At 72.1% G+C, this 17,216-nt stretch carries 19 protein-coding genes; 8 read left to right on the top strand and 11 right to left on the bottom strand.

The annotated features are described in order from the left end of the window. Window positions 1-147: 147 nt before the first annotated feature. From FLX07_RS07820 to FLX07_RS07790, 7 genes are all read right to left on the bottom strand, one after another. Complete coding sequence (locus FLX07_RS07820) at window positions 148-702, bottom strand: class F sortase (protein WP_142569086.1); 555 nt, start codon at window positions 700-702, stop codon at window positions 148-150. Between the two features lie 2 nt (window positions 703-704). Next, a complete protein-coding gene (locus FLX07_RS07815; RefSeq protein ID WP_142569084.1) occupies window positions 705-1,343 on the bottom strand; it encodes a hypothetical protein in 639 nt (212 codons plus the stop codon). 307 nt (window positions 1,344-1,650) lie between these two features. Further along, window positions 1,651-2,106: a tRNA (adenosine(37)-N6)-threonylcarbamoyltransferase complex ATPase subunit type 1 TsaE gene (tsaE, locus tag FLX07_RS07810; protein ID WP_142569884.1), complete on the bottom strand. Its 456-nt coding sequence runs from the start codon at window positions 2,104-2,106 to the stop codon at window positions 1,651-1,653. 2 nt (window positions 2,107-2,108) lie between these two features. Continuing rightward, entirely contained in the window at window positions 2,109-3,161 is a 1,053-nt protein-coding gene (locus FLX07_RS07805) for an alpha/beta fold hydrolase (protein ID WP_142569082.1), read from the bottom strand. 24 nt (window positions 3,162-3,185) lie between these two features. After that, a complete protein-coding gene (gene alr / locus FLX07_RS07800; protein WP_142569080.1) occupies window positions 3,186-4,331 on the bottom strand; it encodes an alanine racemase in 1,146 nt (381 codons plus the stop codon). A 78-nt stretch (window positions 4,332-4,409) separates the two neighbouring features. After that, on the bottom strand, window positions 4,410-5,912 hold the full coding sequence (locus tag FLX07_RS07795; RefSeq protein ID WP_142569078.1) for an NAD(P)H-hydrate dehydratase: 1,503 nt from the start codon (window positions 5,910-5,912) through the stop codon (window positions 4,410-4,412). Between the two features lie 159 nt (window positions 5,913-6,071). Next, the gene (locus FLX07_RS07790; RefSeq protein ID WP_142569077.1) at window positions 6,072-6,926 is read right to left on the bottom strand and encodes a haloalkane dehalogenase; all 855 of its coding nucleotides are present in this window, start codon (window positions 6,924-6,926) and stop codon (window positions 6,072-6,074) included. Window positions 6,927-7,017: 91 nt separating this feature from the next. On the opposite strand from FLX07_RS07790, the gene FLX07_RS07785 reads away from it, so the two are divergent. Continuing rightward, the gene (locus tag FLX07_RS07785; RefSeq protein WP_142569074.1) at window positions 7,018-7,515 is read left to right on the top strand and encodes a MarR family winged helix-turn-helix transcriptional regulator; all 498 of its coding nucleotides are present in this window, start codon (window positions 7,018-7,020) and stop codon (window positions 7,513-7,515) included. Window positions 7,516-7,584: 69 nt separating this feature from the next. Here FLX07_RS07785 and FLX07_RS07780 read toward each other — a convergent pair whose 3' ends face one another. After that, entirely contained in the window at window positions 7,585-7,935 is a 351-nt protein-coding gene (locus tag FLX07_RS07780; RefSeq protein WP_142569072.1) for a holo-ACP synthase, read from the bottom strand. Between the two features lie 240 nt (window positions 7,936-8,175). On the opposite strand from FLX07_RS07780, the gene coaA reads away from it, so the two are divergent. Genes coaA through FLX07_RS07750 form a run of 6 tightly spaced genes read left to right on the top strand, consistent with a single transcriptional unit; the run spans window position 8,176 to window position 13,651 of the window. Next, entirely contained in the window at window positions 8,176-9,117 is a 942-nt protein-coding gene (gene coaA / locus FLX07_RS07775) for a type I pantothenate kinase (protein ID WP_142569070.1), read from the top strand. Between the two features lie 57 nt (window positions 9,118-9,174). Next, on the top strand, window positions 9,175-10,125 hold the full coding sequence (locus FLX07_RS07770; protein WP_142569068.1) for a DUF389 domain-containing protein: 951 nt from the start codon (window positions 9,175-9,177) through the stop codon (window positions 10,123-10,125). A gap of 58 nt (window positions 10,126-10,183) precedes the next feature. Then, a complete protein-coding gene (locus tag FLX07_RS07765) occupies window positions 10,184-11,125 on the top strand; it encodes an ABC transporter ATP-binding protein (protein WP_142569066.1) in 942 nt (313 codons plus the stop codon). Next, window positions 11,122-11,988, top strand: a complete 867-nt coding sequence (locus FLX07_RS07760; RefSeq protein WP_142569065.1) for an ABC transporter permease — start codon at window positions 11,122-11,124, stop codon at window positions 11,986-11,988. The genes FLX07_RS07765 and FLX07_RS07760 overlap by 4 nt, the downstream gene beginning before the upstream one ends. Further along, the gene (locus FLX07_RS07755; RefSeq protein WP_229689525.1) at window positions 11,985-12,938 is read left to right on the top strand and encodes an ABC transporter ATP-binding protein; all 954 of its coding nucleotides are present in this window, start codon (window positions 11,985-11,987) and stop codon (window positions 12,936-12,938) included. The genes FLX07_RS07760 and FLX07_RS07755 overlap by 4 nt, the downstream gene beginning before the upstream one ends. Continuing rightward, a complete protein-coding gene (locus FLX07_RS07750) occupies window positions 12,935-13,651 on the top strand; it encodes an ABC transporter permease (RefSeq protein ID WP_142569063.1) in 717 nt (238 codons plus the stop codon). Before FLX07_RS07755 ends, FLX07_RS07750 begins: the two co-directional genes overlap by 4 nt. Here the strand turns inward: FLX07_RS07750 and FLX07_RS07745 are convergent. Both FLX07_RS07745 and FLX07_RS07740 read right to left on the bottom strand, forming a co-directional pair. Next, complete coding sequence (locus tag FLX07_RS07745) at window positions 13,648-14,628, bottom strand: alpha/beta hydrolase (RefSeq protein ID WP_142569061.1); 981 nt, start codon at window positions 14,626-14,628, stop codon at window positions 13,648-13,650. The genes FLX07_RS07750 and FLX07_RS07745 overlap by 4 nt on opposite strands. A gap of 49 nt (window positions 14,629-14,677) precedes the next feature. Continuing rightward, window positions 14,678-14,995 carry a putative quinol monooxygenase gene (locus FLX07_RS07740; protein ID WP_142569060.1) on the bottom strand — a complete coding sequence of 106 codons (318 nt, stop codon included), beginning with the start codon at window positions 14,993-14,995 and terminating at the stop codon, window positions 14,678-14,680. Window positions 14,996-15,139: 144 nt separating this feature from the next. On the opposite strand from FLX07_RS07740, the gene FLX07_RS07735 reads away from it, so the two are divergent. Next, window positions 15,140-16,045: an AraC family transcriptional regulator gene (locus tag FLX07_RS07735; RefSeq protein WP_142569058.1), complete on the top strand. Its 906-nt coding sequence runs from the start codon at window positions 15,140-15,142 to the stop codon at window positions 16,043-16,045. A gap of 124 nt (window positions 16,046-16,169) precedes the next feature. Here FLX07_RS07735 and FLX07_RS07730 read toward each other — a convergent pair whose 3' ends face one another. Further along, on the bottom strand, window positions 16,170-17,015 hold the full coding sequence (locus FLX07_RS07730; RefSeq protein WP_142569056.1) for an alpha/beta hydrolase family protein: 846 nt from the start codon (window positions 17,013-17,015) through the stop codon (window positions 16,170-16,172). Window positions 17,016-17,216: the final 201 nt, after the last annotated feature.

Genomic DNA, 17,216 nt, shown 5'->3' with positions numbered 1-17,216 from the left:
GACGGCCACGCCCGGGACCGGCTCCCGCCGCCCGGTCCCCGGGGCCGCGGCGGCCTCGGCCCACGGGGTCGCCGACGGCGTCAGGCGGCGCGAGCAGGGAGGCGTAGCCGGCGTCAGGCGGCGCGGATCAGGGAGGCGTAGCCGGCGTCAGGCGGCGCGGATCAGGGAGGCGTAGACGATGATGTTGTCGCGGTACTCGTGCCGCGACCAGTCGAAGTTCCCGCCGCAGGTGATCAGGCGCAGGCCGTCCTCGGTGTAGACGCGCTCGGCCGGGAAGTCGTCCTTCGGCACGCGCTCCACCGAGTCGACCCGGTAGGAGGCGGTCTTGCCGTCGCTGCGCGCCACCTTCACGACCTCTCCCTCACGCAGGTCGCGCAGCCGGTAGAAGACGGCGGGAGCGGTCTTGGTGTCCACGTGACCGATGATCACGGAAGCGCCGGGGTCGCCCGGCACCACGCTTCCCGTGTACCAGCCCGCGGTGGTCGGCTTGTCGAACGGCGGCAGTTCGACGTCGCCCTCGTCGGACAGGCCGAGCTTCATCAGGGGGGCCTTGAGGTGCAGCGCCGGGATGTCGATCCGCTTGGGGACGACGGAGGACCGGGCGGCGGGCTGGTCCGTCGTCCCCTTGCCGCCGGCGACCGCGGCGAACACGAGCCCGGTGACCGCCCCGGCGATGATCACCCCCCGGGTGGACAGCGCCAAGGTCAGGCTCCGGAGCGCCTGCGGGCCACGGCGACGCCGACGCCGAGCGCGGCCAGCAGCACGACGACGGTCACGCCCGTCGGCAGGCCGGACTCGTCTTCGGGGCCACCGGCCGCCGTGCCGCCGCCGCCCGCGTGCGGTGCCCGGGTGGGAATCCTCGTGTGGTCCTCGGTGCGGTCGGGCTCCGGCGCGACGATCCTGAACGACGCGCTGCCGATGTCGTTGGTGGCCTCGCAGCGCACCTGCACGCGGTAACCGCCCGCCTTGGCCCCGGCCCTGATGGTCGCGCTGCCGCGCACCATCGGCACGGTCGCGGCCGGGCTTGCCGACGGTGGAGGGGGCGCCACCAGCGTGACGAGGCCGGTGAAGGCGTCGGAGCGGGCGGTCGCCCGATATTCCGTGCCGCCCTGGGGCAGCGGGCACCTGGCGGTGATGTGGATGCTCTTGGTCGACCCGCCGACGATCCGCTTCGGGTCGACCTCGACCCGCACGTCCTGCCGCGAGACCGAGACGAGCGGCGTCGGCAGAGCCGGGGTCAGCGTCATCGTGGGGTCGGCGGAGACCGTCTTGGCCGACGCGGTGCAGCCCAGCGCGCCGAACAGTAAGGCTCCCCCGACGGCGACCTGCGTGATTCTGCTCAACGGCACACCTCTTCCACGCCGGTCCCTTACCCAGAAAATCCTTACCGACTCATGACCAAGGATCTTCCTTGCCCCGATGATCCTCAGGAACGCGGACAGGCGTCAAGGACTGTTCGGCGGACCGGTCTGGATCGCGCGCGGACGGTGCCCGGCTTATCCCCGCAGGTCCTTCTCGCACTTCAGAGTCCGGGTTGCAGTCTTTTGTGCGGCTCCGGGGTGGCCATTGCTCACGCTTCTATTCGACTCCGGGTGACCGGTGCTCGGGCTTCTACGGGCTCCGGCTCCGGGTGACTCGGATGGCCGGCGCTCAGGTCAGGGACAGCCCCGACCAGCGCGGGCCCACACCTGTCACCCGTACGCGGCGCTCCTCGTCCTCGGCTCCCCGCTCGACGTGGACCTCCAGGCGCTCCTCGGACAGGCCCTCGACCAGGCCCTCGCCCCACTCGACCACGGTCACCGACTCCTCCAGCGAAGCGTCGAGATCGAGGTCGTCCACCTCCAGCGTGCCGCCCAGCCGATAGGCGTCCACGTGCACGAGCGCGGGCCCGCCGGACAGGGACGGGTGGACCCGGGCGATCACGAACGTGGGGGACGTGATCGGCCCGCGCACCTTCAGACCCTCCGCGATGCCCTGCACCATCGTCGTCTTCCCCGCGCCCAGCGGCCCGCTCAGCACGACCAGGTCTCCGGGAGCGAGCAGCGCGGCCAGCCGCGCTCCCAGCGCCCGCGTCTCCTCGGCGGTCGTCGCCCGGAGCCCGGCCATGGTCACTGGTTCTCCCTCTCGGCTCGCTTCAGCAGCTCGCGCAGCGCCTCGTTCACGACGTCGGGGCGTTCGAGCTGCACGAGATGCGCCGTCTCCGGCACCGTCGTGAGCTGCGCGGTCGGCGCGGCCGCCGCGATCGCCCTGCTGTGGTCGAGCGGCGTCAGCCAGTCGCGTTCGCCCACGATTATCGCGGTGGGCACCTTGTTGAGCACGTCGAGCGCGGTGAGCTTGTCGTGCGTCATCAACGCCGGATAGAAGTCGGCGATCACCTCGGACGGGGTCGCCCTGATCATGGACTCGACGAAGTCCACGACGGTGGGGCTGACGTTCCTGGAATCGCCGAACCCGAGGTGACGCAGCGCCAGGAACGACAGGTCGGTGCCGGCCTCGCGCCCCCGGTCGACCAGCGCGCCGCTCCTGCGCATGATCGTGACGGCCGACGGCACCGCGAGGTTGACGAGCTTGGAGACCAGGGCGGGCAGGCCGAGGGTGATCTCGGCGAGCTTGCCCGCCGACGTCGCGATCAGCGACACGCCCCGGATCTTGTCGCCGAACAGCTCGGGCCGCCGCTCCGCCAGCGCCATGATCGTCATGCCGCCCATGGAGTGGCCCACCACCACGCACGGCCCCGGGACGAGCTCCTCCAGCACCAGCGCGAGGTCCTCGCCGAGGCGCTCGATCGTGCAGTCGTTGGCCGGTCCGCGGGCGGACTGGCCGTGGCAGCGCTGGTCCCACAGCACCAGCCGATAGGAGTCGCGCAGGTCGCGTCGCTGGTAGTGCCAGGAGCCCGAGGACAGGCAGTAGCCGTGGCACAGCACCACGGTCAGCGGCGCGTCCTCCACGCCGTCGACCTCGGCGTGGATCTTCACGCCATCGGAGGTCGTGAGCGTCACCGAACGTCCGTGCAGCTCGCCGAAGGGCTCACTCGCCTCCAGGTCCGGCCGCAGGCGGATGCGGCCCACGGCGTACCTCTTCGCGAGCGTGGCCGCCGCCACTCCCGCGGACGCCGCGCCGAAGACCGCTCCGGCGATCCCGACCTTGCGACGTGTGCTCATGCCTGCCCTCCTCGCAGCCGCGGCTCAGCGTCCATCCGTATGGACACGAGGCACGCGGGATCCGATCCTCGTCACGATCTCATGGGTGATCGTGCCCAGGGAATCCGCCCATTCCTGACAAGTCGGCTCGCCGTTGTCTCCGGGACCGAAAACGATCACCTCGTCCCCCGATTCCGCCGGGTCGTCACCGAGGTCGATGACGAACTGGTCCATGCACACCCGCCCGGCGATCCGCCGCCGCCGGCCCGCCGCCAGCACCTCCGCCCGATTGGTCGCGTTTCGCAAGATGCCGTCCGCATACCCGAGAGGAACGAGGCCAAGCGTGGTCTCACGCTCCGTGACGTACAGGTGCCCGTACGACACTCCCGAGCCCGGGGCGGCCCTCTTGACCTGCGCGAGCCTGGCCGTCAGCGTCATGGCGGGGCGCAGCCCGAAGTCGCCCAGCTCGGGAATCGGGCTCAGGCCGTAGACCGCGATGCCCGTGCGGACCATGTCGTACCTCGCCCGTGGCAGCGTGACGGTCGCGGCCGAGTTCGCGAAGTGACGGATCGCGTCGCTCGGCACGCCCGCCTTGTCGGCGACGGCGAGCGCCTCCTCGAACGTCGCGAGCTGGCTGTCGATCGAGGGATGTCCCGGGATGTCCGCGCAGGCGAAGTGCGACCACAGCCCGGCGATCTCGACGGCCCCGCTCGCCCGCGCGGCGAGCGCGTGCTCGACCAGCGACGGCCAGTCCGCGGACGTCGCGCCGCCGCGGGAGTTGCCGGTGTCGGCCTTCAGATGCACCCGGGCGGTGCGCCCCGTGCGCCGGGCGGCCTCGACGATGTCGTCCACGACCCACGTCGACCCGGCCGACAGCTCGACGTCCGCGAGCAGCGCGGCGTCCAGCGGCTCGCCGGGGGTGATGAGCCACGACATGACCGGTGCGGTGACGCCCGCCTCGCGCAGCGCCAGCGCCTCGCGGACGAGTGCCGTGCCGAGCCGGCTCGCGCCCGCCTCCAGGCACGCCTTCGCCACCTGCGCCGCGCCGTGACCGTACGCGTCCGCCTTGACGACGGCCATCATCTCGGCGCCGGCGGCCGACTCGGCGAGCAGCCGCACGTTGTGCGCGATGGCGGACAGGTCCACGCGTGCCTCGGCCGGGGTCGCGGAGCGCACCGCTGAGAAGCTCATTTTTCCAGTGTGTCAGGTGGACCCGGGTGGATGCGCCCACCCTGACGGCGCACGTCAGAGCGCACGTCAGAGCACACGTCAGAGCGTACGCAGGGCCTCGGGCAGCGCCTGGGCGACGTCGAGGGCGGCGATCGGCGCCTGCCCGCGTCCCGCGGCCTCGCCTCCGGCGGCCGTCCGCGCCGCCAGCCCGTGGACGTACGCCGCGCACGAGGCCGCGTCGTAGCCCGTCAGCCCGGCGGCGAGCAGGGCGCCCGCGATGCCCGACAGGACGTCGCCCGTGCCGCCCGTCGCCAGCCACGGCGTGCCCGTGGTGTTGACCCGCACCGGCCTGTGCTCCTCCGCGACGAGCGTGGTCGAGCCCTTGAGCAGCACCGTCGCCCCCAGCTCCGCGGCGGCCCTGCGCACGTGGTCGAGCCGCCCGGCCTCGATGCGCTCGCGCGGCACGCCGAGCAGCCGCGACAGCTCCCCCGCGTGCGGCGTGAGCACGGTGGGGGCGGCCCGGCGCAGCAGCGTGCGGTCCTTGGCGACCAGCGTCAGCCCGTCGGCGTCCACCAGCACGGGCACCCCGGTGGACAGCACCGCGCGGGCCACCGCGTGCGCCTCCGGGCCCGTCCCGAGCCCGGGGCCGAGCACCCATGCCTGCACCCGCCCGACCTCGTCCAGCGAGCTCTTCAGCACCAGCGACGGATCGAGCACGGTCGTGATGGCCTCCGGCCAGCGGGCCCTGACCAGCCGCACCGGCTCGGCGGAACTCGCGAAGCGGACCATCCCCGCGCCGGCGCGCACCGCGCCGCCGACCGAGAGCACGGCGGCCCCGGTGTACCTGTCGCTGCCCGCGGCGATCCCGACGACGCCCCGCCGGTACTTGTCGCTCTCCTCGCCCGGGCGGGGCAGCAGGTCGGCCACGTCGTCGGCGGTCAGCGCGGCCACCTCGGGGTCCGGCAGGAAGGGTCCCAGGCCGATGTCCACCAGCTCGACCGCGCCCGCGTGGGTGGCGCCGGGATCGACCAGCAGACCGGCCTTGTACGCGCCGAACGTCACCGTCAGGTGCGCGCGGACCGCCGGTCCCTCGACCCGTCCGCTGCTCGCGTCCACCCCGCTCGGCACGTCGACCGCGACGACCAGGCCCCCGGCCTCCGCGGTCAGCTCCGCGAGCGTGCCGTACGGCTCCCGCAGCGGCCCGCTGCCGCCGATGCCGACGAGGCCGTCCATGACGAGGTCGGCGTCGGCCAGCAGCTCGCGCGCCCGCGCGGCGTCGTACGGATGTGCCCGGCCGCCCGCCTTCCGCAACGCGGCCAGGCCGCCCTCGTGGGTGCGCGAGCCGGCGAGGACCGCCTCCACCCGCGCTCCCCTGCGGGCCAGCCGGGCTCCGGCGTACAGGGCGTCCCCGCCGTTGTCGCCGCTGCCGATCAGCAGCACGGTGCGGGAGCCGTACACCCGGCCGCGGGAGCCGGCGAGCAGGTGCGCGCAGACCGCGGCGAGCCCGGCGGCGGCCCGGTCCATCAGCGTCCCCTCGGGGAGCCTCGCCATCAGCGCGAGCTCGGCGGAGCGGATCTGGTCGGAGGTGTAGGCGGTCCGCATGCGTCCGACGGTAGCCTGCCGGGTCGGCGATGGCGATCACCGTACGCCGGGCATCGGCGAGGAGATGCCCCCCGCGGCGCGAACGGCGGTCGCTCCCACGGGCCGGCCATGCCGGCCGGCCATGACGCGCGGCCATGCCGCGTGGCCATGACGGCGGGTCTACAGCCCGTGCCGCTCCGCCCACGCGTCGATCGCCGCGGCGATGGCCTCCGGCCGGTCCTCCGGCGCGTGGTGGCCCGCCGGTCCGCAGTGCTCCACCTCCAGCCCCGCGATGTTCGCCGCGCACCAGGCGGCCATCTCCGGCCCGATGGACAGGGTCGGCGAGGAGTCGAAGGTTAGCAGCAGCTTGGGAACGTCGTGGCTGCTCGCGAGCCACCCGCCGTACGCGCCGATGCGCTCGGCGACGTCGGCGGGCTCGCCGTCGAGCGGCATCGAACGCGCCCACTCCAGCAGCGGGCGGCGGCTGACGCGCGTCGGGTACGGCTCCAGATAGGGCCGCATGTCCTCCTCACCGAGCGGCGTGAGCACCCCTCCGGTGAAGGCGGTCTCCACCATGAAGTTCCGGTCGAGCACGAGCGGCTCGCCCTCGGGGCTTCGGATGGCCTCCGCGCGGGCGCGCGGCGCCTCGCCCAGCTCGCTCCACGACATCGTGCGGACGATCGTCTCGAAGAACGCGACGCCGCGGACGCGTCCGGGATGGCGGGCCGCCCAGTCGAAGGCGAGCGACCCGCCCCAGTCGTGTCCGACGAGCACCACGTCCTCCAGCCCCAGCCGGTCGAACCAGGCGTCGAGGTAACGGGCGTGATCGGCGAACCGGTACGGCATATCGGGCTTGCCCGAGCGGCCCATGCCGATGAGGTCGGGGGCGAGCAGGCGGGCGTCGGCGCGGATCCCTGGCAGGACCTTGCGCCACAGATGGGACGAGGCGGGGTTGCCGTGCAGGAAGACGAAGGGAGCACCGCTGCCGGTCTCCTCGTGGTACATCGCCGAGTCGAGCACGTCGATCGAAGGCATGGGGGTTCTCACATTCGTTCGTCTGACTAACGTTAGTAACACGAACAGATTAGGTCGTTAGTCGGACTAACGCAATCGGTAGGATGGCGGCATGAGCAGCAGCGAGCCGGGCACGGCCCCTCCAGCGGCCCCCCGCATGGACGGGAGGACCGGACCGGCCCGGTTGCAGGGCCTGCCGACCCGGCTTCTGTCACTGGCGGCGACGCACTCCGACCGCCTCGTCAACGAAGGGCTCGCCGCCGCCGACGCCCGCAAGTGGCACTACGCGGTGCTCGCGACGCTGGAGGAGTCGGGCCCGGCCAGCCAGGCGGAACTGAGCCGCCGCACCGGCATCTACCGCAGCGACCTGGTCTCCGTCATCAATGAGCTGACCGATCGGGGCTTGGTGGAGCGCGCGCCGGATCCTGCGGACCGGCGCCGCAACGTCATCACGATGACCGAGCGGGGGCGCGCCCGCTTCGCCCGGCTCGACACTCTGATCACCGAGCTGGAGGACGAGGTGCTCGCGCCGCTCGGCCCGGCCGAGCGCGACCAGCTCGCCCGGCTGCTCACCCGCCTCGTGGACCACCACGCGCGCCGGGACGGCTGACTGCCCGGGATCCCCGCTCGGCGTTCCCGCTCGGCGTTCCCGCTCGGCGTTCCCGGTCGGCGTTCCCGCTCAGGACTCGGCGAGGACGTAGGCGACCGCCATGCCGCCGTCGTGCGACAGGGAGACGTGCCATCTGCGCACGCCGAGGTCGCGGGCCACCTCGGCCGCCCGGCCCGTGATCCTCAGCTCGGGCCGGCCGTGTCCGCCACGCACGACCTCCGCGTCCAGGTGCCGCAGGCCCGGCGGCGCACCGAGGGCCTTGGCCACCGCCTCCTTCGCGGCGAACCGCGCGGCCAGCGACTCCAGCGGCAGCGCGCCCTCGGCATCGGTGAACAGCCGCCTCCGCAGCGCGGGCGTGCGCTCCAGGGCCGCGCCCAGGCGCGCCACCTCGACCACGTCCACCCCGATGCCCACGATCACAGCGCCAGCGTACGGCGCGGCAGGGAGCGAACCCGACGCAGTGAGCGCAGTGGCGGGCCGAGGAACGAGGAACGCCGCGAAGCGAACGAGGAGCGGTGAGCGACCAATGGCAGGAGCGAACCCGACGCAGTGAGCGACCAGTGAGACGAAGCGATCGTTCTTCCCCGTCGGGCGCCGCGGTAATCCATCGATTTTTGTCCACAGGCTGTGCACGACCCCGGGTGGGAGCGCGGAAACGCCATGGCTACGCTTGCCGTCGTGGCAGATCGGGACGGGTACGTCGAGCTGAGCCGGGAGCAGTGGCGTGACCTGCGCAAGAACACACCGCTCACCCTCACCGAGGCGGAGCTGGAGGAACTGCGCGGCGTCCACGACCCGATCGACCTGTCCGAGGTCACCGACATCTACCTGCCGCTCACCCGGCTACTGAACCTGCACTTCACCGGTTCGCGGCAGCGCGGCGCGGCCGTCGGCGCCTTCCTCGGCGAGCAGGACGCGCCCCCGCCGTACGTGCTGGGCATCGCGGGCAGCGTCGCGGTCGGCAAGTCGACCACCGCGCGGCTGCTGCACACGCTGCTCGCCCGCTGGCCCGAGCACCCCCGGGTCGACCTGGTCACCACCGACAGCTTCCTCTACCCCAACAAGGTGCTCGAAGAGCGCGGGATCATGCACCGCAAGGGCTTCCCGGAGAGCTATGACCGGCGGGCCCTGGTGGGCTTCGTGGCCGACGTCAAGGCGGGCCGTCCCTCGGTGGAGGCGCCGGTCTACAGCCACCTGGAGTACGACATCGTGCCCGGCGCCGTGCAGACGGTGGACCGGCCGGACATCCTCATCGTCGAGGGGCTCAACGTCCTGCAGCCCGCGCCGCCGGACGCCCTGGCGGTCTACGACTACTTCGACTTCTCCATCTACGTGGACGCCCGGATGGAGGACATCCGCACCTGGTACGTGGAGCGCTTCCACAAGCTGCGCCGCACCGCCTTCTCCGACCCGAAGTCCTACTTCCGCCACATCGCGGCGCTGTCGCACGAGGAGGCGACGGCGTTCGCCGAGAACGTCTGGCGGGAGATCAACGAACGCAACCTGGTGGAGAACATCGCCCCCACCCGCCACCGGGCCGGGCTGATCCTGCACAAGGGCTCCGGCCACTCCGTCAGACGGGTGCGGCTGCGCAGAACCTGAGTCGTCTCCAGCAAACCGAGCCCTGCCGCAGTTGCCAGACGCTCCTAGGATGCGGCTGTGCTGCATCTGCGGATCATCTCCCCGTTCCGGCTGACCGGCCAGGTCGTCGAGGTGCTCGACCGTACGCCGGGAGTCACGAACGTCGTGTTCCTGGCCAAGGCGGCCAGGAGGCCGGAGGGCGACGTCGTGCTCGCCGACGTCGCCAGGGAGGCCGCCGACACGGTCATCGGCCGGCTCAAGGCGCTCGGCCTGGAGCGGGACGGCTCGATCACCGCCGAGGACATCGAGCTGTCGATCTCCCGGGGCGCGGCCGAGGCGGAGGAGCGGGCGCCCGGCGAGGGCGACGACGCGGTCGTGTGGGACCAGTTCGAGCAGCGTGTGGCCCTCGACAGCCGCATCACGTGGGCGTTCCTGGCGTTCCTCGCCATCGCCACGCAGATCGCCGCGATCGGCGTCCTCATCCCCTCGCAGATCCTGATCGTCGGCGCGATGGTCCTCGGGCCGGAGTTCGGCGCGGTGGCGGCCGTCTCGTTCGGCCTGCTGCGCCGCCGGTGGCGGCTCGTCGGCGCCGCGGCCCGCACGCTCACCCTGGGTTTCGCGGCCGCGATCGCCGTCACCCTGGCCTGTGCCCTCGTGTCGCGCGGCCTCGGCTGGATCTCCCCCGACAGCCTGCGGCACCACGACGAGGTGCGCTTCATCGTGACGCCCGACCGCTGGTCGTTCATCGTGGCGCTGCTCGCCGGCGCGGCCGGGGTGCTGTCGATCACGGCGGGCAAGTCCTCGGCGCTGGTGGGCGTCTTCATCTCCGTCACCACCGTCCCCGCGGCCGGCTACATGGCCCTGGCCCTGGCGCTGGGGCGCTGGGACGAGGTCGGCGGCTCGGCGCTGCAGCTTCTCGTCAACATCGCCGGGATGGTCGTCGCCGGCACGCTGACGCTGCTCCTCCAGCGCGCGCTGTGGTCGCGCTACGGTGGCGGCCGGGCACGACGAGGCATACCTGAGGCGTAGGCGGGGTTCCTCCATCAGGCGGAGGCCCGGCGAACGCCCCGCCCAGTAGGGTCGGATCATGACAGCGAGCGCGACCCCATGCTTCGCGACCGAGGGGCTGACCAAGCGCTTCCCCCGCGTCACGGCGCTCGACGACCTCACGGTCGCCGCCGGAACCGGCGTGACCGGCCTCGTGGGCGCCAACGGCGCGGGCAAGTCGACGCTGATCAAGATCCTGCTCGGCCTGCTCCCCCCGACCTCCGGGCGTGCCTCGGTGCTCGGCTTGGACACGGCGACCCAGGGCCTGGAGATCCGGCGCGTGGTCGGCTACATGCCCGAACACGACTGCCTGCCCCCGGACATGTCCGCGACCGAGTTCGTGGTGCACATGGCCCAGATGTCCGGACTGCCGCGTACGGCCGCCCGCGAGCGTGCCGCCGACACCCTCCGTCACGTCGGGCTGGACGAGGAGCGTTACCGCCCGATGGGCGGCTACTCCACGGGCATGCGGCAGCGGGTCAAGCTCGCCCAGGCCCTCGTCCACGACCCGCAGCTGGTCTTCCTCGACGAGCCCACCAACGGGCTCGACCCGCAGGGCCGCGACGACATGCTCGCGCTGATCCGGCGCGTCGGCACCGAGTTCGGCATCAGCGTGCTGGTCACCTCTCACCTGCTCGGCGAGCTTGAGCGGGTGTGCGACCACGTCATCGTCATCGACGGCGGGCGGCTGCTGCGCTCCTCGGCGATCCGGGAGTTCACCCGGGCCGAGCAGACCGTCGCGGTGGAGGTCGAGGAAGGGCAGCAGCGGCTCGCCGAGCGTCTGATCGCGGGCGGCGAGACGGTCGCCGCGCAGGGCAGGCTGCTGACCGTCCAGGTGTCCGCCGACGACCCCGGCCGCACCTACGACGCCGTTCGCGACGCCGTCTGCGACCTCGGCCTGAGCCTCCTGCGGCTGGAGCAGCGCCGGGGCCGCATCGAAGACGTGTTCAAGGAGTCCACAGCCAAGGAGCCGGTGGCATGACCCCAGAGCCGACCGCGGTCATCCACGACATCGGATACCGCCACTACGACGGCGTACGGCTGGGGCGCGGCCGGGCCACGCTCGCCCTCGGCGTGCAGAGCCTGCGCGGCGTGTTCGGGCTCGGCCGCACGGTCCGCGCGAAGATCATGCCGCTGCTGCTGGTCGCGATCATGTTGATGCCGACGGTCGTGTCGATCGGCGTGATGGCACTCGCCAAGCAGTTCGTGATGCCCTATCCCAACTACGCGGTCTTCATGCAGGCGGTGATCGCGGTCTTCCTGGCCGCCCAGTCGCCGTACCTGGTCGCGCCGGACCTGCGCTTCCGTGTGCTGCCGTTGTATTTGTCCCGCCCGCTGACCGTGACCGACTACGTCCTGGCGAAGCTGACCGCGCTCGCGGTCGCGCTGTTCGGGCTGCTGGCCGTGCCGCTGACGATCGAGTTCGTCGGCGAACTCCTGGTGGACCTGCCGGGGCCGCCGCACACCGCCGACTATCTCGGCGCGCTGGGCGGCGCGGTCCTCCACGCGGTGCTGCTGTCCTCCGTGGGCATCGCTCTCGCGTCGTTCACCCCGCGCCGCGGTCTCGGCGTCGCGTCGGTGATCGCGTTCTACATGTTCACCGCCGCCGTCTCCGGGATCTTCGCCGGCGTGCTGATCTCGTCGGGACGCGACGACCTCGCCGGGTGGGCCCTGCTTCTCAACCCGTTCTTCCTCGTCGACTACGTCCAGTCGGCACTGTTCGGCACCACGCCCGTCAACACGGAGTCGGCTCCGCCCGGCATCGCATCGTGCCTGATCCTGCTGGCCGTCGTCGCCGTGGCTGTGACGGGCGTTCTCCTGCGCTACCGGAAGGCGGCGTCGTGACCACCACGAGCTCCCCCGTGACCACCCGCCAGGGCGTGCTCGAACTCGCCCAGGTGTCCCGCTGGTACGGCAACGTCGTGGCGGTCAACGACGTCACGATGACCATCGGGCCCGGCGTCACCGGCCTGCTCGGGCCGAACGGCGCGGGCAAGTCGACGCTGCTGCACATGATGGCCGGGTTCCTCGCGCCGTCCAGCGGCACGGCGACCCTCGACGGCGGACGCATCTGGCACAACCACGGGATCTACCGGCAGATCGGCCTGGTCCCCGAGAAGGAGGCCGTGTACGGCTTCCTCACCGGATGGCAGTTCGTGCTGTCGTCGGCCCGGCTGCACGGCCTGCCCTCGCCCGCCGAAGCGGCCAAGCGGGCCCTCGACCTGGTGGAGATGACCGACGCGTCCGGCCGCCGCGTCGAGACCTACTCCAAGGGCATGCGGCAGCGGGTCAAGGTCGCGGCGGCCCTCGTCCACGACCCCCAGGTGCTGCTCTTGGACGAGCCGTTCAACGGCATGGACCCCCGGCAGCGGCTCCACCTCATGGACCTCGTGCGCCGCATGGGCGAGGAGGGCCGGACGATCCTGTTCAGCTCGCACATCCTCGAAGAGGTCGAGCGGGTGGCCCACCACATCGAGGTCCTGGTCGCGGGACGGCACGCCGCGTCGGGCGACTACCGCGAGATCCGGCGCCGCATGGCCGACCGGCCACATCTGTTCCGGGTCAGGTCGAGCGACGACCGGCGTCTGGCCGCCGCGCTCATCGGCGACCCCTCCTCCAGCGCCGTCTCACTGACCGAGCAGGGAATCGAGGTCCAGGTGACCGACCACGCGCGTTTCACCGCGCTGCTGCCGCGGATGGCGCGCGACCTCGCCGTACACCTGTGGCAGGTCTCCCCCACCGACGAGGACCTGGAAAGCGTCTTCTCCTACCTCATCTCCGGGAGCACGCGATGAACACGGTGGTGGCCGACATCACCTACCGGGCCATGCTCGGGCGCAAGCGGATCTGGCTGCTGATTCTGCTGCCGGTGGCGCTGGTCGCGCTCGCCGCGCTGCTCAGGCTGGTCAACGGCCAGGACGAGCAGACGGCCGTCCTCCTGATGAAGAGCTTCGCGATCGGCACGATGCTGCCGCTGCTCGGGCTGATCGCCGGGACGGGGGTGATCGCGCCGGAGATCGAGGACGGCACGATCATCCACCTGCTGGCCAAGCCGATCTCGCGACCGGTGATCGCGGTGACGAAGTTCGTGGTCGCGGCCTCCCTCGTCGCGGTGCTCGGGGCCGTCTCGACCTACGCCGCCGCCTACCTCCTGGCCGGCTCGGAGTCGGGCGTCGCGACCGGCTTCACCCTCGGCGCGCTGTTCGGCGGCATCGCGTACGCCGCGGTGTTCCTGCTGCTGGGCGTGCTCACCCGCCACGCGGTCGCGGTCGGGGTGATCTACGCCCTCGTGTGGGAGGGCGTGGTCGGCGGCTACGTGCCCGGCGCGCGGAAGTTCTCCATCCAGCAGTGGGCCCAGTCACTCGCCGACCAGGTCTCCTCCTCGCCCTTCTTCTCCACCGAGGTGACGCTCGGCTTCGCCGTACCGGCGATGGTCATCGTCACGATCGGCGCGGTCGTCTGGACCGGCCAGCGCCTGCGCTCCCTGTCCCTCACCGGCGACGACTAACTCTCCTCTACCGGACAATCCGCTCGCAGGACCCGGGCGAGCCAGTCGGTGCGCGTCCGGCGGGCCGTGGCCGAGATCCGCGCCTGCGGATACAGGGCGTCGAATCCGTGGAAGCCGCCCGCCCAGACGTGCAGCTCCGCCTGGCCACCGGCCGCCCAGATGCGGGTGGCGTAGTCGGCGTCCTCGTCGCGGAAGACCTCGGCGGAGCCGGTGTCGATGTAGGTGGCCGGCAGCCCCGACAGGTCGTCCGCCAGCGCGGGCGAGACGTACGGGGACACCTCGTCGCCGGTGAGGTCGCCGAGGACGCAGCGCCACCCGAACTCGTTCATCTCGCGGGTCCAGACGCCGGGCTCGCCGGAGAACTGGCGGCTCGACGTGCTGGTGTTGCGGTGGTCGAGCATGGGGCAGATCAGCATCTGCGCGGCGATCGGCGGGTCGATCCGCGAGGCGCCGCGGTCGCGGGCCAGCAGGGTGACGCCGGCGGCGAGGCCGCCGCCGGCGCTGGCGCCCGCGACGACGATCCTGGCGGGGTCGATGCCCAGCTCGGCGGCGTGCTCGGCGATCCAGAGCAGACCCTGGTAGCAGTCGTCGACCAGGGCGGTGCCGGTGGCCTCCGGCGCGAGCCGATACTCCACGGAGACCACGACCGCGCCGAACCGGTCGAGCCACTCCAGCGGGATGTCGATCTGCGAGAAGCGGTCGCCCATGACCATTCCGCCGCCGTGCATCCAGTAGACGCAGGGCGCGGCGACGGCGCCCACGGGTTTGAAGATCGACAGCGGGATGGGGGCGCCGTCCACGGCGGGCACGGTGACCTCGCGCCGATCGACCTGCCGGTGGGCGAGGAGGGGTTCGACGGGTGTGGACGGGAGCCGGCGCAGTTGCGCGAGCATGCCCTGGTCGAGCTGGGACATGAGGGGCATGTCGGCCAGCAGTTCACGCAGTTCGGGGTCCAGGCCGGGTCGTGCGGGGGTCATGGTCACTGCCTTTCACAGGGGATGGAGGGCCGTTGGGTGATCGGCGGGGTCAGAAGGCGGCCTTGCCACGCACCGGGACGTGGTCGGCGTACTCGGACTCCTTGGCCAGCAGCCCGCCGATCCGCGCCACGATGTCCTGCGCGGCCTGGCCGGCGAAGATCCGGTGGTGGTCCTCCTCGCTGGTCCAGCCCTCGATGACGTGGACGACGTCGGGATCGGACGCGGAACGCGAGACCAGGTAGACGACGCAGTGCTCGCTCGCGCCGGGGCTGCCCTCGTCCAGGCCGGCCAGCAGCACGTCGACCAGCCGATCGCCCATTCCGGGCCGTGCGGTCAGGGTGGCGGCGAAGCCGTAATTGACGGTCATGGATTCCCTCTTCTTCATCGGTGGAATGAGGTGATCTCATTGAACCGCTATGACCTGCGGAAATGTTAGAACGATGCTCGCTCGTACTTGCACGATCCTCTCGCCTGTGGGAGTACCGGCGCGAAATCGTGCTGCAATGGCCGCATGTGCCTCGACGAGCTCCGCACTCTGCTGGCCCGGCATGCCCGGCCCGACGGGACCACCCCCATCGACGGCCTCCTCATCTCGAAGGTCGACCGGTCGGATCCGCCGGCGCCCTCGATGTCCGGCACCGTGCTGGCGGTCATCGCCCAGGGCGCCAAACGGCTCGCGCTCGGTGACCGGATCTTCGAGTACGGCGCCGGGCAGTATCTGGTCGCCTCGGTCGACCTGCCGGTCACCGGGCAGTTCACCCAGGCGGACCCCGAGCGGCCGGCGCTGGGCTTCGGTCTCCTCCTGGAACCGCCCGCCGTCGCCGAGTTGCTGCTGCAGGCCGCGCCCGGAGACACTCCCCCCTCCGGTGCGGGCGCGGCGCCGGGCATCGTCGTCAGCGACGCTCCGCCCGCTCTGCTCGACGCGGCCGTCCGGCTGCTGCGCCTGCTCGACGAGCCCCGCGACCGGGCCGTGCTGGCCCCGCTGGTCAAGCGCGAGATCCTGTGGCGCCTGATCACCGGCGAGCAGGGCGCGACGGTTCGCCAGCTCGGCCTCGCCGACAGCGGCCTCAGCCACATCTCCCGGGCCGTGCGCTGGATCCGCGACCACTACGCGCAGCCCTTCCGGGTCGAGGACCTGGCGCGGCTGTCCGGCATGAGCGTGTCCGCCTTCTACCGCAACTTCCACGCGGTGACCGCGATGAGCCCCATCCGGTTCCAGAAGCAGATCCGGCTGCAGGCGGCCCGGCTGCTGCTCGCCACCCATCCGGGCGACGTCACCGGAGTCGGCCACCGCGTCGGCTACGACAACGCGTCACAGTTCAGCCGGGAATACCGCCGCCAGTTCGGGGCGCCCCCCAGCCAGGACGCCGCCCGCCTGCGTCAAAGCGCCCGCGACCCCGCAGGCGTCCTCCCCTGAGCCCGGGCTCACGAGGGCTGGTTCTCCTGGAAGGCGACTCGACGGGGGGTCATCGAGGGACGCGCCGGGCAGCACCGTGCGGACGGCCCGCCGCGATCGGCGGGCCGTCCACACTCCTGGTAGGTCAGAACGGGCAGGTGCTGCGGTATTCCTCGACGGTCAGGCTTCTGCCGGGGCCGGGGCACAGGAACTGGTCGTAGCGGGTGTCGTCGTCGACGAACCGCTTCATCCAGGCCACGGCGTACTTGCCGATGGTGGTGTTGGTCGTGTTCGGCGCGAAGTGGGTGGCGCCGTTCAGCTCCAAGTACGCCTTGTCGAGGGACGAGGACAGGCTGGTGTAGAAGGGCACCGCGTGCGAGGCGACCGGCGCGACGGTGTCGGCCTCGGCGCCGATGATCAGCGTGGGCGTCCGGACGCCCGACCAGGTCTTGTCGAGGTTCCACGGGGTCAGCGGGACCGCGGCCCGCACGGACGGCCGGTCGTCGACGGCCTCAAGTGTGCCGCCGCCGCCCATCGAGTGGCCCATGACGCCGAGCCTGGTCGCGTCCACCCGGCCGCGGACCGAGCTGCGCTGGGTCAGGTAGTCGAGCGCGGCCAGCAACTGCCGGCCCCGGCTGTCGGGCTGGTCGAGCCGCGTCAGCGTGTCGATGTTGAACACCACGAAGCCGTGCGAGGCGAGTCGGGCGGCCAGCCAGGCGAGGCTGGACTTGTCGGCCGTGTAGCCGGGAGCGATGGCCACACCGCCGAACGTCCCTTCGGACGTGGTGGTCGGGTAGTAGATGGTTCCGCCGCCGAAGCCGCTCACGGACAACGACGACACGTCGGTCTGCGCGGTCGCGTACGGCCCGCGCGACGACTCGAGGAGCGCGTCCGTCGGGTCCGGGCCGTGTACGGCGGCGTGGGCGGCGGGAGCGGTGAGGAGACCGCCGGCCAGCGCGAGCAGCACGACGAGCGCCAGCCTCGTGACCATGGAGGACGTCCGGTGGAGGAATGGGGTTGGGGGGTGTGTCGGCACGTCGGTGCACTCCTTGGGGGATAGGAGTGGGAACGGCCCCACGGGCCGGTTCCCGCGAACGGTCTGACCGTCGTCACTGTCGCGCCGTCAGCCCGTACGCGCATCGGTGAAATCACCGGTCCCCGCCGACCACGGGCGGGGCCCCGGCGGACCACC

The organism is Microbispora bryophytorum (genome assembly GCF_006874465.1).
Taxonomy (GTDB): domain Bacteria; phylum Actinomycetota; class Actinomycetes; order Streptosporangiales; family Streptosporangiaceae; genus Microbispora; species Microbispora bryophytorum.
Note: the sequence above shows the minus strand (reverse complement) of the source record. Positions and strands in the feature narration are given on the sequence as shown.

Coding starts and splice junctions, on each gene's coding strand:
- tsaE (WP_142569884.1), bottom strand. CDS start 2,106: ATGGCCGGGCTCCGGGCGACGACCGCCGAGGAGACGCGGGCGCTGGGA.
- FLX07_RS07805 (WP_142569082.1), bottom strand. CDS start 3,161: ATGAGCACACGTCGCAAGGTCGGGATCGCCGGAGCGGTCTTCGGCGCG.
- alr (WP_142569080.1), bottom strand. CDS start 4,331: ATGAGCTTCTCAGCGGTGCGCTCCGCGACCCCGGCCGAGGCACGCGTG.
- FLX07_RS07795 (WP_142569078.1), bottom strand. CDS start 5,912: ATGCGGACCGCCTACACCTCCGACCAGATCCGCTCCGCCGAGCTCGCG.
- FLX07_RS07790 (WP_142569077.1), bottom strand. CDS start 6,926: ATGCCTTCGATCGACGTGCTCGACTCGGCGATGTACCACGAGGAGACC.
- FLX07_RS07785 (WP_142569074.1), top strand. CDS start 7,018: ATGAGCAGCAGCGAGCCGGGCACGGCCCCTCCAGCGGCCCCCCGCATG.
- coaA (WP_142569070.1), top strand. CDS start 8,176: ATGGCTACGCTTGCCGTCGTGGCAGATCGGGACGGGTACGTCGAGCTG.
- FLX07_RS07765 (WP_142569066.1), top strand. CDS start 10,184: ATGACAGCGAGCGCGACCCCATGCTTCGCGACCGAGGGGCTGACCAAG.
- FLX07_RS07760 (WP_142569065.1), top strand. CDS start 11,122: ATGACCCCAGAGCCGACCGCGGTCATCCACGACATCGGATACCGCCAC.
- FLX07_RS07750 (WP_142569063.1), top strand. CDS start 12,935: ATGAACACGGTGGTGGCCGACATCACCTACCGGGCCATGCTCGGGCGC.
- FLX07_RS07745 (WP_142569061.1), bottom strand. CDS start 14,628: ATGACCCCCGCACGACCCGGCCTGGACCCCGAACTGCGTGAACTGCTG.
- FLX07_RS07740 (WP_142569060.1), bottom strand. CDS start 14,995: ATGACCGTCAATTACGGCTTCGCCGCCACCCTGACCGCACGGCCCGGA.
- FLX07_RS07735 (WP_142569058.1), top strand. CDS start 15,140: ATGTGCCTCGACGAGCTCCGCACTCTGCTGGCCCGGCATGCCCGGCCC.
- FLX07_RS07730 (WP_142569056.1), bottom strand. CDS start 17,015: ATGGTCACGAGGCTGGCGCTCGTCGTGCTGCTCGCGCTGGCCGGCGGT.